At 62.2% G+C, this 15,555-nt stretch carries 20 protein-coding genes; 2 read left to right on the forward strand and 18 right to left on the reverse strand.

The genetic code is table 11. The annotated features are described in order from the left end of the window. Nucleotides 1-21 precede the first annotated feature (21 nt). The 18 genes from tilS to ruvC all read right to left on the reverse strand — a co-directional run bounded on the left by tilS (nucleotide 22) and on the right by ruvC (nucleotide 13,214). Complete coding sequence (gene tilS, locus DMY87_RS12515; RefSeq protein WP_165826217.1) at nucleotides 22-1,350, reverse strand: tRNA lysidine(34) synthetase TilS; 1,329 nt, start codon at nucleotides 1,348-1,350, stop codon at nucleotides 22-24. After that, entirely contained in the window at nucleotides 1,344-2,324 is a 981-nt protein-coding gene (ybgF, locus tag DMY87_RS12520) for a tol-pal system protein YbgF (protein WP_110791746.1), read from the reverse strand. Before ybgF ends, tilS begins: the two co-directional genes overlap by 7 nt. Before the next feature lie 157 nt (nucleotides 2,325-2,481). Then, nucleotides 2,482-3,021, reverse strand: coding sequence for a peptidoglycan-associated lipoprotein Pal (gene pal, locus DMY87_RS12525; RefSeq protein WP_110791748.1), 540 nt, complete (start codon nucleotides 3,019-3,021; stop codon nucleotides 2,482-2,484). 167 nt (nucleotides 3,022-3,188) lie between these two features. Beyond that, complete coding sequence (gene tolB / locus DMY87_RS12530; RefSeq protein WP_110791749.1) at nucleotides 3,189-4,493, reverse strand: Tol-Pal system beta propeller repeat protein TolB; 1,305 nt, start codon at nucleotides 4,491-4,493, stop codon at nucleotides 3,189-3,191. A 21-nt stretch (nucleotides 4,494-4,514) separates the two neighbouring features. After that, the gene (locus tag DMY87_RS12535; RefSeq protein ID WP_110791751.1) at nucleotides 4,515-5,588 is read right to left on the reverse strand and encodes a hypothetical protein; all 1,074 of its coding nucleotides are present in this window, start codon (nucleotides 5,586-5,588) and stop codon (nucleotides 4,515-4,517) included. A gap of 9 nt (nucleotides 5,589-5,597) precedes the next feature. Beyond that, entirely contained in the window at nucleotides 5,598-6,050 is a 453-nt protein-coding gene (tolR, locus tag DMY87_RS12540; protein ID WP_110791753.1) for a protein TolR, read from the reverse strand. Between the two features lie 25 nt (nucleotides 6,051-6,075). Continuing rightward, nucleotides 6,076-6,795, reverse strand: a complete 720-nt coding sequence (gene tolQ / locus DMY87_RS12545; protein ID WP_062279877.1) for a protein TolQ — start codon at nucleotides 6,793-6,795, stop codon at nucleotides 6,076-6,078. A gap of 236 nt (nucleotides 6,796-7,031) precedes the next feature. Further along, entirely contained in the window at nucleotides 7,032-7,478 is a 447-nt protein-coding gene (ybgC, locus tag DMY87_RS12550; protein WP_110791754.1) for a tol-pal system-associated acyl-CoA thioesterase, read from the reverse strand. Nucleotides 7,479-7,573: 95 nt separating this feature from the next. After that, the gene (locus DMY87_RS12555) at nucleotides 7,574-8,140 is read right to left on the reverse strand and encodes a DinB family protein (protein WP_110791755.1); all 567 of its coding nucleotides are present in this window, start codon (nucleotides 8,138-8,140) and stop codon (nucleotides 7,574-7,576) included. After that, on the reverse strand, nucleotides 8,137-8,646 hold the full coding sequence (locus DMY87_RS12560; RefSeq protein ID WP_110791757.1) for an NUDIX hydrolase: 510 nt from the start codon (nucleotides 8,644-8,646) through the stop codon (nucleotides 8,137-8,139). The genes DMY87_RS12555 and DMY87_RS12560 overlap by 4 nt, the downstream gene beginning before the upstream one ends. Next, the gene (locus DMY87_RS12565; RefSeq protein ID WP_110791758.1) at nucleotides 8,646-9,551 is read right to left on the reverse strand and encodes a metallophosphoesterase; all 906 of its coding nucleotides are present in this window, start codon (nucleotides 9,549-9,551) and stop codon (nucleotides 8,646-8,648) included. The genes DMY87_RS12560 and DMY87_RS12565 overlap by 1 nt, the downstream gene beginning before the upstream one ends. Beyond that, nucleotides 9,552-10,592: a Holliday junction branch migration DNA helicase RuvB gene (ruvB, locus tag DMY87_RS12570; RefSeq protein WP_110791760.1), complete on the reverse strand. Its 1,041-nt coding sequence runs from the start codon at nucleotides 10,590-10,592 to the stop codon at nucleotides 9,552-9,554. After that, nucleotides 10,589-10,993, reverse strand: coding sequence for a type II toxin-antitoxin system VapC family toxin (locus DMY87_RS12575; protein WP_110791761.1), 405 nt, complete (start codon nucleotides 10,991-10,993; stop codon nucleotides 10,589-10,591). Before DMY87_RS12575 ends, ruvB begins: the two co-directional genes overlap by 4 nt. Continuing rightward, entirely contained in the window at nucleotides 10,990-11,256 is a 267-nt protein-coding gene (locus DMY87_RS12580) for an AbrB/MazE/SpoVT family DNA-binding domain-containing protein (RefSeq protein ID WP_245408906.1), read from the reverse strand. The genes DMY87_RS12575 and DMY87_RS12580 overlap by 4 nt, the downstream gene beginning before the upstream one ends. 94 nt (nucleotides 11,257-11,350) lie before the next feature. After that, a complete protein-coding gene (gene ruvA, locus DMY87_RS12585; protein WP_110791763.1) occupies nucleotides 11,351-11,968 on the reverse strand; it encodes a Holliday junction branch migration protein RuvA in 618 nt (205 codons plus the stop codon). A gap of 17 nt (nucleotides 11,969-11,985) precedes the next feature. Next, nucleotides 11,986-12,405: a type II toxin-antitoxin system VapC family toxin gene (locus tag DMY87_RS12590; RefSeq protein ID WP_110791764.1), complete on the reverse strand. Its 420-nt coding sequence runs from the start codon at nucleotides 12,403-12,405 to the stop codon at nucleotides 11,986-11,988. Beyond that, nucleotides 12,386-12,646, reverse strand: coding sequence for an AbrB/MazE/SpoVT family DNA-binding domain-containing protein (locus DMY87_RS12595; protein ID WP_110791766.1), 261 nt, complete (start codon nucleotides 12,644-12,646; stop codon nucleotides 12,386-12,388). The genes DMY87_RS12590 and DMY87_RS12595 overlap by 20 nt, the downstream gene beginning before the upstream one ends. 55 nt (nucleotides 12,647-12,701) lie before the next feature. After that, nucleotides 12,702-13,214: a crossover junction endodeoxyribonuclease RuvC gene (gene ruvC, locus DMY87_RS12600; protein WP_110791767.1), complete on the reverse strand. Its 513-nt coding sequence runs from the start codon at nucleotides 13,212-13,214 to the stop codon at nucleotides 12,702-12,704. Between the two features lie 153 nt (nucleotides 13,215-13,367). Here ruvC and DMY87_RS12605 point away from each other — a divergent pair, with 153 nt between their 5' ends. Then, nucleotides 13,368-14,378, forward strand: coding sequence for an LLM class flavin-dependent oxidoreductase (locus DMY87_RS12605; protein WP_110791769.1), 1,011 nt, complete (start codon nucleotides 13,368-13,370; stop codon nucleotides 14,376-14,378). Nucleotides 14,379-14,651: 273 nt separating this feature from the next. Then, nucleotides 14,652-15,497 (forward strand): outer membrane protein, encoded by an 846-nt coding sequence (locus DMY87_RS12610; RefSeq protein ID WP_110791771.1) that lies wholly within the window; start codon nucleotides 14,652-14,654, stop codon nucleotides 15,495-15,497. Nucleotides 15,498-15,555 lie beyond the last annotated feature (58 nt).

Genomic DNA, 15,555 nt, shown 5'->3' on the forward strand with positions numbered 1-15,555 from the left:
ATCGTTTTCCGTCAATAAGTCTTAAACGGGACAGGCAATGGCCGGTTCCCGGTCGAGAAGTCTTGCGATTTCGTCGGCGAGTGCGAGTTCGAAATCCGGCAGGAAAGGATCAAAGAGCGAGAGGCGCGGCGTGATGGTGAAATCGTCACCCGAGATGTCGTTCTTGCCCTCGGACGTCTGGATATGCGGGGTATTTGCCATAATGGCCGTGCGCATGCGGTGGGGAAGGTCAGCCGCGATGACCATTGACGGACCGGGCGCGACGATCAGGTCCGTCCCGGCATGATTGGCGATTTCGTAGCGTCCGTCCCAGATGCGACGTTCTCCCGCCGGCAGGGGGAGCGGCAAAAGACCGCGCCTTTCGCGGGTGAGAAAGAGGCTCGTCTTTCGCCTGACGATGAGGCAGCCGGAGAGCGTGAGGGCGAAATCCCCATTCCTTGCTAGGTGGGTCGTAAGGCGGTCGAGCGCCGTCTTTGCCGGACGGTGTGGGCGGCCTCCGAGAATGGCTACGAGGGTCGAGAGCGCGTGCCGGACAGCCTCTGTTGGCGCGGGCGTATCGGCGAGGCTGATTTGGATCGCCTGCATCCCAACCGGCCGGGCATGGCGGGCGATCCACCCGGCAGCCTGGGCTGAGAGTTCGCGACGCGCCTGACCGGTCCGGGTGATGGCGGCGAGATCCGGTTCAAGCCTCAGGTTTCTGACCCGCACCCGCTCGGAGCGGGTGTCGTCATTGCTGGGATCGTCGATCCAGGTCTCGCCGGCATCTGTGAGAAACGTTCTGATGGCCTCCCGTGTGGTCTGCAGGAAGGGGCGCAGGACCCAGAGGCGCCGCTCGTATAAGGTCGCGCATGCCATGCCGGAAAGGCCGAGTGCTGCTTCGGTCGAGCGTTCGGCCCGCATGGCGATCGTCTCGACCTGGTCGTCCAGCGTGTGACCTGTAACGACGGCGTCGGCGGCTAACGTGTCGGCTGCCTGGGCAAGCAGGCCGTAGCGGGCATTTCGGGCGGCTGCAGACAGGCCGCTCAGGGGCTTTTCGCCGGTCCAGTCGAGAATGCGATGGGGAATGGACAGCCGCTCGCACAGAGCCTTGACGGCGCGCGCCTCTTTCGTGGAATCGGCGCGCAGGCAGTGATCGACGGTGACGGCGCAGAGGGAGTGGGGCAGGGGATGGTTAGCCGTCTCGAGCGCCTGTTTGAGCGCGAGCAGCAGACCGGTCGAATCACTGCCGCCGGAAATGGCGACGAGCAGGCGTGTCGGTTTCTTCAGGGAGGATAGGAAGGCGTGTGCCGCAGCGTCGGGCAGGCGTGGTTCAGGCAGGACCGATGGCCTCGCCTTCTCGCTCGTCAGCAACGCAGGCGCTTCTGCTCGCTCGCAACCTTCGAGACGACGGCGCGGGAGGCTTTCGGGTAACGCTTGGAGACTTCGCGCAGCGTCGCGCAGGCGGTCTCGGTGTTGTCGAGGGCTGCCAGCGACATGCCGAGCTTGAGCAGCATTTCAGGCGCCTTCGGCGAGGTGTTGTAGGTCTGATGGGCGTTGAGGAAGGTCTTGGCCGCCTCGTTGTAATTGCCCTGCGAGTAAAGGGCCTCACCAAGCCAGAAATTGGCGTCAGCGATCTTCGCGCTGCTTGGATAGGCTTCGATGAAGTCGCGGAATTCGCTTTCGGCGAGGCTGTAGTCACCCGACAGCACGTGGCCATAGGCGACCTGATAAACGTCGGCTTCGGAGTTCAGCGAGGCCGTCTGCTTGGGGGCAGCGGGCGGGGTGACCGATGGCGCGACGGTTGGTGCGTCGACGCCCGGCAGCGCGGAGCCATTGCCGACGGCGCTGTCATTGATCGTGGTGTCGACCGGGACGCCACTGTTGTCGAGCGCGATCTGGCCGAGCGTCTGTTCGCCGGGTGCGGAACCGGAAACGTCGGCGCTGGCGCCGACGTCCGGAGTGTCCGTAATGATTTCAGCGACGGAATCGGATCCGCCGCCTCCATCCACCGGCTTCGACAGGGAGCCGGTCTTCTTCTTCTCAAGATCCTGGAAGCGGAACTCGTTGTCTTCCTGCTGCTTGCGGATGGTTTCCTGCATCTGCAGAAGCTGGAAGCTCATTTCTTCGATACGGCCGTTCAGCGCGCGAAGCTCTTCCTCGAGTTGCTGGACGCGTAGCGTCGGGTCTGTAGCCTGAGCCAACTGGACCTGGGCCCGCAGCCGTTGCTCCGGCGCCTTCTTGTGTCCGAGCGAGACGTTCGGAAACAGCTGGAACGCCTCTGCGCTGCCATGCAGTCCCGTGAGCGAGGCCGTCGCCAACAGAGCGGCCATCACAAGTTTCTTCATGTCCCTTTTCCTGTTTTCGCGATGAAGTGCACCGAACCGGCGCTCACAGGAGATTTTTCCAATTGCCTGCAAAAAGCAACCAAGTTCGGCCAAACTAAGGAGAAATGTAAAAGGCGGCCCGGGGGCCGCCTTCTCTGTTCAGGCGATCCTTTTCGGATCACATGCCGGCGCCACCGAGGACGGTGACGGCGCGGCGGTTCTGCGACCAGCAGGAAATGTCGTCGCAGACGGCGACCGGACGTTCCTTGCCGTAGGAGATGGTCTTGAGGCGCTGAGCCGGAATGCCACGCTGGGCGAGGTAATCACGGGTCGCAGCGGCACGGCGTGCGCCGAGCGCCAGGTTGTATTCGCGGGTGCCGCGTTCGTCGGCATGGCCTTCGATGGTGATGGCATAGTTCGGATAACGCTGCAGCCACTGGGCCTGACGGTCGAGCGTCTGGGCCGCGTCGGCGCGGATCGAGGTCGAGTCGGTGTCGAAGAAGATGCGGTCGCCGACATTGACCGTGAAATCCTGGGCGGAGCCCGGGGTCGCCGCACCGGCACCATTGGCGCCAAGGCCGAGGTCGCCGGCGCTGTTGGGCAGGTTCTTCTTGTTGGCGCAGCCGGCCAGTGCCAGGGCCATCGTCAGGGCGATGAGGGCCGGGTTCGTTGCGAGGGTCTGCAGACGGCTCTTGGCCGGAGTATGAATGCGGCTCATGCCGGTCTCCTTGAATTTCCTGTTAGGGTTGCTGGACCATAACCAATCGCGGTTAACCGGCTTCCAACAATCATGGTTAACAAATCGTCAATTCGGATGGGAATGGGCTCGATTTGCTGGTGTTTACGGCAAAAAAGAGGCGCTTTCGCGCCTCTTTTTCGTCAGTTCTATTCCATCAGTGGCGACCAGGCCGGGTCGGATGCGAAGGAGGGGGTCTTGACCAGCTGCTCGTTGTAACCGGAGAGGTCGATCGAGAAGAGCTGCGGGCCGCCTGCGCCGGCGTTCTGACGGAAGAACATCAACACGCGACCATTCGGCGCCCAGGTCGGGCCTTCATTGTGGAAACCGGTGGTCAGGATGCGTTCGCCCGAACCGTCGGTCTTCATCACGCCGATCGAAAACTTGCCGCCGGACTGCTTGGTGAAGGCGATCAGGTCGCCGCGCGGGGACCAGACCGGGGTGGAGTAGGAGCCGTCGCCGAAGGAGATACGGCGCTGGCCGGAGCCATCGGCACCCATGACATAGAGCTGCTGGCGGCCGCCACGGTCGCTTTCGAAGACGATCTGGCTGCCATCAGGCGAATAGGAGGGCGAGGTGTCGATGGCCGCCGTCGAGGTCAGGCGGGTGGTCGTGCGCGAGCGCAGGTCCATCGTATAGATATTGGCATTGCCGTCCTGCTGCAGGCTCATGATGACGCGCTGGCCATCGGGCGAGAAGCGGGGGGCAAACGTCATGCCGGGGAAATTGCCGACCACTTCACGGCCACCGGTCTCCAGCTGGAGCAAGTAAACGCGCGGCTGGTCGCCTTCGAAGGACATGTAGGTGATTTCCTGGCGGCTCGGCGAGAAGCGCGGCGTCAGAACGATGTCCTTGCTGTTGGTCAGCATGCGGACGTTTTCGCCGTCCTGGTCCATGATCGCCAGCTGGCGCTTGCGGTCGGTCTTCGGGCCGCTTTCCGAGACGAAGACGACGCGGGTATCGAAATAGCCCTTTTCGCCGGTGATGCGCTCATAGATCGCGTCGGCGATGATATGGGCGACGCGGCGCCAGTTCTTCGGATCGGTGAAGAACTGCTGGCCGGTCATCTGCTGGCCACCAAAGGTGTCCCACAGACGGAATTCGGCGCGGAGCCGACCATCGGCCTCGCGCGTGATGCGACCGACGACGAGCGCGTCTGCCTTGATGGCCTTCCAGTCCTCGAAGCGCGGCGGCTGGTCGGGATTGGAGATCTTCTCGATGAAGGCCTGGCGGTTGATCGGGGCAAAGAGGCCCGACCGCTTCAGGTCGGCTTCGACCACGGCCGAGATCTGTGCACCGATGCCGTCGGTCGAGACGAAGTCGGTGATGGCGATGGGCAACGGCTGGACGTTGCCCCGGTTGATATTGATTTCCACGGCTGCGTTCGCGGGGGAAACGAAGGCGCCGGCCAGGCCGGCACAGACCAGCAGAAGTCGGAGGAATGCGTTTTTCATGCTCTCGAAGCCTTTCAGCTCTTACATCAGTTCGCTGGGGTCGAAATTGACGACAACTTCAGACCAAGCGTCGTATTTGTCCCGCGGCAGATTGGTGAACGGGGCGGATTTGCGAACGGCACGCACGGCGCCGCTCATGAGGACTTGTTGGGCACTGGGCGAGCCACCGGTCGCGGTCGCTTCCGGTTCGCCGACCAGTTCGCCGTTTTCGTTCAGGCGGAAGGTGACACGGATGCGCACGTCAGCGGCATCGGCCATGCCCGGGGTGATCAGCCAGTTCTGCTGAATGGCGCCGCGCAGGGCATCCATTTCGCTCTGGCTGAGCTTGGAGCCACCGGTATTGGTTTTGCCACCAAGTGCGGCCTTGTCGGTCGAGCGCTTGGCGCCGCCACCGGCTGCGTCCGTCTTGTTGAGCAGGGCGGCCACTTCATCAGCGTTGAAGTCGCTTTCCATCTGCTGCTTCGACTTGGCCGTCTCCTGCGTCTTGGTGTCCTGCTTGGCGTCCTTTTTCGGCGTCGACTTCGGCTCCGGCTTTTTCTCGGCGGGCTTGGCGACCTCAGGCTGCGGACGGGCGGCCGGGATCGGCGCCTGTTCGGGAAGCGGAATTTCCTCGGCAGCCGCCTGTTCGGCGGGTGCCGGTTCCGGTGGCTTGGTGGGTTCAGGCGGAGTCGGCTCGGCGGGTTTCGGCTCCGGTGGCGGAGCCGTCTCTTCCTTGATGATTTCCTTGACGTCGTTGACCTCAGGGTCCGGCTCGGGGACCGGGGTCTCGACTTTCTCGGGCGCTGCCGCCACTTCCTGCTCGACCGGGCGTTTCGACGGTGTCGGCGGCGATTTCAGGTCGACTTCATTGTCACCGAAGTTTTCAGCAGGCTGCGCGATCGGCGGCTTCTTGGTCGGAACGGGGGCCGACTTCTCCGCCAGCGGGGCTTTCTTGTCGCCCTGCTGAATCTGGGTGAACTCCTCAATCGGCACGATGTCGACCGGAAGCGATTCCATGTTGGCCACTTCCAGCTTTTCAGGCGAGCCAAGGCTCACCAGCGTCGCTACGAGCGCCAGTCCGTGCAGAAACGAAGATGTGAAGAGGCTGCCCTTCATGTCGTCCGATCAGTTCTGCTGTTCCTGTAGGGTCACGAGACCGATATTGGTGAAACCGGCGGCCGAAATCCGCGCCATGACCTGCATGACAATGCCGTAGGTGGCGGCGGTATCGGCGCGCACGTAGATGCGTTCGCTGTAGCCGGTGGTGGCAATCGCCTGCAGTTTCGGCACGACCTCGTCGATCGGGATTGCCGTTTCCTGCAGGTAGATCTCGCCCTTCGGATTGACCGAGACGGTGATTGGCTGGGTTTCGCTGTTCATCGCCTTGGCCTGCGTCTGCGGCAGGTCGATGGGAACGCCGACCGTCATCATCGGGGCTGCGACCATGAAGATGATCAAGAGCACCAGCATGACGTCGACCATCGGGGTGACGTTGATTTCGCTGACGAGGGCGCGTTTGTTGCTGCGACGTCCGCGACGACCTCCGCCACCTCCACCTGAACCGACTGACATACCCATGGTCTAATCTCCTGCCGTCGAGGCCTTATTGCGCCGCCTGGCGGGGCTGCAGCTTCTCGTCGATCTGGCGCGACAGGATGGCCGAGAATTCGTCGGCGAAGCCTTCCATGCGCGCCGTCAGCTTGCCGGCTTCACCGGAGAACTTGTTGTAGGCGATGACGGCGGGGATCGCGGCGACGAGACCGATGGCGGTTGCGAGCAGCGCTTCGGCGATACCGGGGGCGACGACGGCGAGGCTGGTGTTCTTCGAACCGGCGATCGCCTGGAACGAGGTCATGATACCGATGACGGTGCCGAACAGGCCGATGAAGGGTGCTGCAGAACCGATCGTGGCAAGCGAGGAGAGGCGGCCTTCCAGCGTTTCCGACTCACGGGCCATGGTCACGTCCATGGCGCGGTCGATACGCATCTGCAGGCCGATCGGCGAGCGGGCGCCACGCTCAAAGCTCTTCTTCCATTCGCGCATGGCGGCAACGAACATGGCGGCAAGGCCGGTGTTGTTGCGCTCGGCGAGCGTGCGGTAGAGTTCTTCCAGCGACTGGCCGGACCAGAAGACCTGTTCGAACTGGTCGAACTGGCGACGGGCGCGGGCATAACTCAGATATTTGTCGATGACGATCGCCCAGGTCCAGACCGAGGCGGCCAGGAGGCCGAGCATGACAAACTTGACGATCAGGCCCGCCTGCATGAACAGTCCCCACAGGCTCACGTCGTGGGTTGCTGCTGCCATTCCAACTTGTTCCATGCCAAATATTCCCCGAAATCCAAACGCCCGGCGAAAGGACCGGGCGGCGACATGAGCTGTGCTGCTGGAAGAATGCGGTCGCTGCCGCCGACATCCCTATCCCGCCTAAGCTCCCAGAATGCCTTCTGGGCTGAAAATTTGGTCAAAGGAAGGCGTGCGCTGCACAAACTCCCAGCCCGGAGTAAGACCCTATTATGGTTAAGAAGGCGTTACTTTTCGGGCCGATCACGGGCTTGTCAGGCTTGGCCGAGGAACTGTGATGCGAGCGTTTCGGGCAGGCGGCGGGGACGGCCGCTGCGATTGACCACGGCTATCACCACCCTGGCTGCGATCAGAAGCCGGTCGTCGCGCAGAATTTCCTGCTCGAGAATCATCTTGGCACCGCCCGCCTTTTCGGTGCGCGTGCGCACCGTCACGATGTCGTCCATACGGGCCGGAGCCTTGAAGTCGATCTCCATGCGATGGACCATGAAAGCGAGGCCCTCGTCGGATGTCTCGAACAGGGCAGACTGCTCGACGCCGAGGCAGCGAAGATAATCGGTGCGGGCGCGTTCCATGAAATGCAGGTAACGGGCGTGATAGACCGCGCCGGAGAAATCGGTGTCCTCGTAGTAGACGCGCTGGGTAAGGGAATGCACGCCGTCGATGATCTCGCCGGAGAGGGGAATGGATACTGATATCATGGTGGATCTCCGGAGGGCGAGTTTCGAGATGGGCCTGACCTGAGACGATTGCCGAGGGGGGCTTCGCGTTCTGCGCTCGCTAGCGCATGACAGGCTCAACTGTCCAGTTGCATCACCTCGGCTTCGGTCAAACCCAGCCTTTGCATGGCATCGGCGCGGCTTGCGGCATCATCCGCGACGATGAATTCGTCGATCTGCGGCGGCTTGATGCTGGTGCCCGCCAGCATGGCATGGGCCTGGCCGCGATGATGGGTCTGGTGCTGGAAGAGGTGGGAGAGGACGTCGTCTGTGCGCTCCACCTGAATACGACCTGCACGGTGGATATGGACGGGGCGGGCGGTATCCTCACCGCGCAGCGACTGACAGAACGTCAGCAGCCGTCGGTCGGATGTCCGTTGAGCGTTGCGCAGCTCCTTGGGGTTCGGAAACGGAATTTCCTCCTCCCAGGCTTTCGGGCCAAGCGTGCCGCCTTCCAGCGCGTCGATATAGAACCAGTCGACGATCAGGATGTGATTGAGCGTTGCGACCAGCGAGGGAAAGAAGCTGGTGCGGGGTGCCTCGAACTCTCCGGGTTCAAGGAGGCTGATCGCCTCATGCAGCCGGTCATTCGCCAGCATGTTGGCAAAGGCGAGCTTGCGGATGAACCTGATGGCGTCGGTCATGGCGTGTCCAGGTCCCCATCATGCCAGACCACGTGCTGGGGCGAGGCTGGCAGGTTTTCGATCTCGTCGGCGATGAAATAGGGCGGGATGTCGAGCGCCTTCAGGGCCTCGCGCGTCGCCGGCACCCATTTGAATTCCAGGCTGTTCTTGCCGTCTTCGTTGCGATGGATGATGTCCGTCGCGTGGAAGGGAAATTGCTCCGGGATCTCCATGCGATAATAGAAGCCGAGTTCGTGCCAGGCCTTGCCCTCGTAGTCGAAGAAGTTTTCGACGACCCAAAGGAGCTGGCCGATCTTTGCTTCAACACCCAGTTCCTCCTGCATTTCGCGCAGGAGAGTCTCCGTCGAGGTCTCGCCGATCTCTGCGCGCCCGCCCGGAAAGGTCCAGAAGGTCTCGTGGGTGGCGCGATGGACCAGGACATGGTCGTCGCGGAAGGCAAGGCCGGCGATGCGGTGGTTGAAGCGCCGCTTGCCGTCCTTGATGGTGATGAGGGTGCGTTTGGACATCAGGCGGAACCCAGTTCGAGCAGGAGGACTTCGGGGCGGACGCCGATTCTGACTGGCAAAAACGAACAGCCGAGACCGCGCGAGACAATGAGGTCCCGGTCGTTTTCGTGGAAATGGCCACCCGGATAACGCCATGAACCGCGCGATGCCGCGACGGGATGCCAGCCGAAGAGATTGATCTGTCCACCATGCGTGTGACCGCTCAGCGTGAGGCTGATGCGTTCGGTCACCTCAGGGAAGATATCGGGTTCGTGCGCCATCAGGATGACCGGCGCGTCGTCGGTGACATGACCCATGGTCGTTGCCAGGTCATGGATCCCGGTCATGGTCTTACGGTTGAACTTCTTGCCGGGGCGCAGAGCCATCTGATCGCCGAGGCCAGCGATCCAGAATGCCTGGCCATCCTTTTCCATCCGCACAGCCTCGTTGACATAGGCCGCAATGCCCGCTTGCCGGAGCGCCTTCGTCGCGATGTTCCCAGTCGAAGGGTCGCGCTGGAAGGCGATGTCCTCCCAATAGTCGTGATTGCCGAGAATGGCATGGATGCCGAGCGGTGCCTGCAGGGTCGCAAGTGCGGCTGCCCAGTCTGCCGCGTCGACATAGTTGCTGACGACGTTGGTCCCAGCGGCGTAATCGCCGAGCAGCAGACAGATATCAGGCTCCAGCTCGTTGGCCATGGCGCATATCGCTTCGATCCTCGACACGTCCATCCACGGTTCGCACGCATGGAAATCGGCCAGAACTGCCACGCGCAAGTCTAGCCCCAATGGCCAGTTCTTTGGGCTCAAGGCGTATCGACGGATCTCAGGACGGCGGAAAACCTCTGTGAACGGATAGGCGGCCGTCGCGATCAGGCTCAGAACTCCCGCTCCGAAGAGCTTCATCAGCCCCCGCCGTGTGATCATTCAGTCGTCCTCGAGCGTCAGCCGGAATTGCGCGGCCTCCAGGTCCTTCGGCGGCTGCATTCCCAGATGCTTCCACGCGTTTGCGGTCAAAACACGGCCGCGCGGCGTGCGCTGGATAAAACCCTGCTGGATCATGTAGGGCTCGATGATGTCCTCGATGGCGTCACGCGGTTCCGACAGGCCGGCCGCGATGGTTTCGATGCCGACAGGGCCGCCGCCGAAATTGACGGCGATCATCGAAAGATAGCGCATGTCGAGTTGGTCGAGACCCATATTGTCGACATTGAGCCGCGTCAGGGCTTCATCCGCGATTTCGCGGGTCACGGCTTCGGCGCGGGCGACTTCGGCGAAGTCGCGCACACGGCGGAGGAGACGTCCGGCGATGCGGGGTGTTCCGCGGGCGCGGCGGGCGACTTCGCGGGCGCCATCTTCCGTCATCGGCAGGTTCAAGAGGCGGGCACCTCGGCGGACGATCGATTCCAGTTCTTCGACTGTATAGAAATTGAGCCGCACCGGAATGCCGAAGCGGTCGCGCAGCGGGGTCGTGAGCAGGCCGAGCCGGGTGGTGGCGGCCACCAGGGTGAATTTCGACAGGTCGATCTTGACCGAGCGGGCCGCAGGACCCTCGCCAATGATCAGATCGAGCTGGAAGTCTTCCATCGCCGGATAGAGGATTTCCTCGACGGCGGGGCTCAAACGATGGATTTCGTCGATGAAGAGAACGTCGCGCTCTTCGAGATTGGTGAGGAGGGCGGCGAGGTCTCCGGCCTTGGCGATGACGGGGCCGGAGGTCGAGCGGAAGTTGACGCCGAGTTCCTTGGCCATGATCTGGGCAAGCGTGGTCTTGCCGAGACCGGGGGGGCCGACGAAGAGGACGTGATCCAGCGCCTCGCCCCGGTTCTTCGCCGCCTCGATGAAGATCTTCAGATTGGCGCGGGCTTCCGCCTGGCCGGTAAAGTCGTCGAGCGTCTGCGGGCGCAGCGCCGCATCGAGGTCTTCGCCGCGTTTTTCAGGCGTCAGGATCGGGTTGTTGGTCATCATGCGAGAAGTTCCATGCCGGGCACGCGGGAGGCGGCGCGTTTGTCGAAGGTCTTTACGGAGGCGCAGCCTTCTTGAAGAGATCGGGCCGCAATCAAGGCGTCGGCGAAGTCTGCATTCTTCTGGTCGACCTGCCGTAGCGCCTTTACGACGAGATCGTGGCTTTCGACGGTCAGGCCCCGGACCTGGAGGAGTTTGCCTATGGCCGCTGATGCGTCTCGTCTGGTGTAGCCGAGCTGCGAGCGCAGCGCCCAGTCCAGTTCCAGTACACAGATGAGGGGAAGAAAGGCCAGATAGTTCTTGCCGAGCCCCTCTGCAAAACGCAGGGCTGCATGTCTTTGGTCAGGATCGTCATTGGTCAGAAGCCGGATGACGATGTTGGTGTCGAGGCCGACCAGGGTCATGCCGCGATGTCGGACGGATCGTCGCTGTTCGCAGACAGGGCGTTTGCGCCTGCCGTCCGCACGACGGTTTCGTCAATCTCTTCGAGTGTCGCGCGTCCGTTGGGCGGGGTGCCCAGGAAGCCAGCGAGATCTTTAAGGTCGATATTCTTGGGGGTGATGACGATCTCTCCGTCGACCACGCTGAAAACCATCTGATCGCCAGGGCTTAGCGTCAACTGCTCGCGCAGCTCTTTGGGAATGGTGATTTGGCCCTTGGCCGACATGGTGACGTCCCAAACTCTCATGCGGCACTCCGACATCTTTCGCTTTTTCCGACAATAGCAGAAATGTCGGAATGAGACAAATTCGGAGGACAATTCACCGCGACAGCTCCTTCAGCCCCAGCCGGATCAGTTTCGCACTGTCTGCCCCTTCGCCGCCGTTCTTCAAGGCTGCAGCCACGGCATTGGCGGCCTGGTCGCGGGAATAGCCGAGATTGGTCAGTGCCGAGACGGCGTCGGCAACCGGGGCGGAGGCCGCACCTTCGCCGAGTTCCTGCTTGAGGCCGATATTGGCCGAGGCTTCGCCGGCAAAGGCCGGGGCCTTGTTCTTCAGTTCGGTGACGAGACGCAGCGCCACCTTCGGGCCGACGCCGGGGGCGCGGGAGATCGCGGCCTTGTCCTGGAGTGCAATCGCATTGGCGAGTTCCGACGGGGTGAGGGTGGAGAGGACGGCCAGCGCCACTTTGGCGCCGACGCCCTGGACGCTTTGCAGGAGGTTGAACCATTCCCGCTCCAGCGCGCTCATGAAGCCGAAGAGTTTTAGCTGGTCCTCGCGCACATAGGTCTCGATGAACAGGATCACTGCCTCCCCTGCAGAGCCGATGCGGCCGAGGGTGCGCGAGGAGCAGTGGGCGACGTAGCAGACGCCGTGGACGTCGACGAGGACATAGTCGTCGCCGATCTCGTCGATGGTGCCTTTGAGTTTGCCGATCATGGGATGCGTCCGTCGCGTTACAGGGGATGGGTTTCGGGGGAGATGATGTCGATATCCGGGAAATAGCTTCGGTAGCGCGCCGCATCCCGCGTCAGTAGGCGGTGGGACCGGACGGCCGCGTGGGCGCCGATGAAGAAATCCGGAAGGGTGCGTTCGCGCTGCCCTCCGCTTCGTCGGTAAAGCAGATGCGCCTTTCCAGCCCGGAAGGCCACTTCATAGGACAAGGGTTCTTTCTTCAAGTCGAGCCAATCGAGCGCCTGGCTGAGCTGTTGCTCGCTCAACGGCGAGGCAGCCAACTCAGACCAGATGACCGGGTTGATCACCAACGACCCCTCCTCGAAGCAGCGGCGCATTGCGTCCACTGACCACGCCCGCGTCGCGCTATTCGGCCCGAGCACATCGATCAGTGCATTGGTATCAATGACGGTCGAGGTCATCACGCGGTCCTCGCAGCCAATCGACATATTCGTCTGAGGTCATGCCATTGGTGTCGAAAGTCCCCTCGACACTTCTCGCCCAGGCGTCGAAGTTCTTGAATGCATCGCTTGTATCGCCGTTCTTGACCAGCATGATGCCCGCGTCTGCCACCACGAAGTCGACATCCGAACCCGGCTTGATGCCGAGCCGATCGCGGATGTCCTTGGGGATGGTGACCTGGCCTTTTTCGGTGACGCGCATGGTAATACCTCTTCGGTATTACTTATCGACGATCGCGGAACAAGTCAAGAACAAATCAGGCGGAGGCGAGGACCTTGCGCATGCGATCACCGCCGCGATTGTGGGCGTGGCAGATGGCGATGGCGAGGGCGTCGGCGGCGTCGTTGCCCTTGAATTCAGCCTTGGGCATCAGGATTTTCAGCATCATGTGAATCTGCGCCTTTTCGCCGTGGCCGACGCCGATCACGGCTTTTTTCACGGCATTCGGCGCGTATTCCGCAACCGGAAGTCCGGCGCGGGCGGGTACCAACATGGCGATGCCACGGGCCTGGCCGAGCTTCAGGGTCGCCACCGCATCCTTGTTGACGAAGGTCTGCTCAACCGCCGCTTCGTCGGGCGTATAGGTGTGCACGACTTCGGCCAATCCGTCATGCAACTGGCACAGGCGCGAGGCAAGGTCCATGTCACCATCCGAGGTGACGGTGCCGGAGGCGACAAAACGCAACGAGTTGCCCAGCGTCTCGATGACGCCCCAGCCGCAGCGACGGAGCCCTGGGTCTATGCCGATGATGCGAATCGTGGAAGTCATGGGAAACCTTATGTCGGAATGCCTGTTCACTGCCAGCAAAATGTGAACAAAGCGAAAACATGCGAAGTGATTATAATTTATTATCGTCACCTCTTGGGCCTCGGTGGCCGGTTGACTACATGACAGAGACGAGCGCAGCACAGGATTGATGCCATGATCGATTTCTCCATTCTCGACCTTTCGCCGATCGCCGAGGGCCACACGGTCCGCGAGGCGCTGGATGCCTCGCGCCGGATGGCGCAGGTCGCGGAAGCCAATGGCTACAAACGCTTCTGGCTGGCGGAACATCATGGAATGCCGGGCATTGCCAGCGCCGCAACCGCCATCGTGATCGCTCATGTCGGGGCAGGGACCTCGACGATCCGTATCGGCTCCGGCGGCGTGATGCTGCCCAACCATTCGCCGTTGGTGATCGCCGAGCAGTTCGGCACGCTCGAAGCGCTGTTTCCCGGACGTGTCGATCTCGGCCTGGGACGGGCTCCCGGCACCGACATGCGAACGGCACGGGCGCTCAGGCGCAACATGGATGCGGGGGCAGAAAGTTTCCCGCACGATGTCATCGAATTGCAGCGCCTGCTCGGCGAGCCGAACGAAGACCATGGCCTGCTCGCGGTGCCCGGCATGCGCAGCAATGTGCCGATCTGGTTGCTCGGCTCCAGCCTTTACAGCGCGCATCTGGCGGCGGCGCTCGGTCTTCCCTATGCCTTCGCCTCGCATTTCGCGCCCGATCAGCTGGGCGAAGCGGTGGAAATCTATCGCCAGCGCTTCGAGCCGTCGGATAGCCTGCAGTCGCCCCATGTGATGGTGGGCGTGATGGCGGCTGTCGCCGACACCGATCAGGAGGCCTCCCGCCTCTTCACCTCGGCGCAGCAGCAGTTCGTCAATCTCCGGCGCAATGTGCGTCGGCCATTCCCGCGGCCGGTCGACAGCATGGATGGCTTCTGGTCGGAGATCGAGCGGATCGGTGTCGAGCATACGCTGCGTTATGCCATCGTCGGTTCGCCGGATACGGCCGCAGGCAAGCTTGATGCGCTGCTTGCCGAGGTGGCGCCGGATGAAGTCATCGTTTCCACCCCGATCCACGATCTCGACGCGCGGCTGCGGTCGGTCGAGTTGTTTGCCGGGCTGGGTGATCGGATCGATCTGGGCGTCGCCGCCGAATAGGCGGCGGGGCGTCTCGGAACGCGTGTCAAAACGAGCCACCGGCTTGCCGCAGAGCGCGCCGAGGCAGCGTCCTGCCTTCACTTCAATTGTTCCAATGTTTCAGTCACTCGGGCTTCAGATTGAAGTATCGTTTCCGGCCGATATTGAACGACTATAGTTAACGTCCGTAGTTAATCCGAACTTAACTTTTCCACTCCATTGTCTGTGTCAGTTCACATTGTCAGGCAGCAGACGGCCTGATGAGACAACGCTGGGATTTTGGAGTCTCCTGCCATGACGAAAACCATTTTTGCAGTCGCTGCAGCTGCCTTGCTGGCAAGCTCGGTCGCGCATGCGGCCGACCTTTACCAGCCAGAACCTCAGCCGGCTTATGTCGATGCACCGGAAGTGACCGTTGCCGAAGCCTCCGGCTGGTATCTGCGCGGCGATCTGGGCTACAACTTCAACAAGCTGCGGGGCGCCGAGTTTTTTCAGGGCTCGAACGACACTGTGGGTGAGTTCAACACGGCCTCGATCAAGGACAGCTTCACCGTCGGCGCCGGTGTCGGTTATCAGGTCAACAGCTACCTGCGCACCGACCTGACCTTCGACTACATGTTCAAGTCGGATTTCAATGGTTCGACGACCGGCGGAGGGGCTGGGTTTGGCGCGTGCGCCGTCACGTGTACGTCGAGCGACCTTGCCTCGATGAAGGCCTATACCCTGATGGCCAATGCCTATGTCGACCTCGGCTCCTACGCCTATTTCACGCCCTATGTCGGCGCCGGCATCGGCGGCTCCTACGTCAAGTGGGACAAGCTGCGCAACACCTCTTGCGCCGACGATGGCAGCGGTTGCGACACCACGGTCGAACATGGCGGCAAGGGCAGCTGGCGCTTCGCCTACCAGCTGATGGCCGGTGCGTCGATTGACGTGACCTGCAACGTCAAGGCCGATATCGGTTACCAATTCCGCCACACGCTGGGCGGCGACATGTTCGGCTACGCCTCCAATGGTGGTCCGGGTTACGACAAGGGCTACTACAGCCACGGCATCCATGCCGGCGCGCGCTACGTCTTCGGTGGCTGCGAACAGCCGGTTGCCTACGAGCCGCCGGTCGAGCCGATCGTCTACAAATAATCGCAGGAAGGGCAGGGCCGCCGTGAGGCGGTCACCCCGATCCAACTTTCCAAGGCCC

This window comes from Peteryoungia wuzhouensis, from assembly GCF_003205195.1.
Classification (GTDB): Bacteria; Pseudomonadota; Alphaproteobacteria; order Rhizobiales; family Rhizobiaceae; genus Allorhizobium; species Allorhizobium wuzhouense.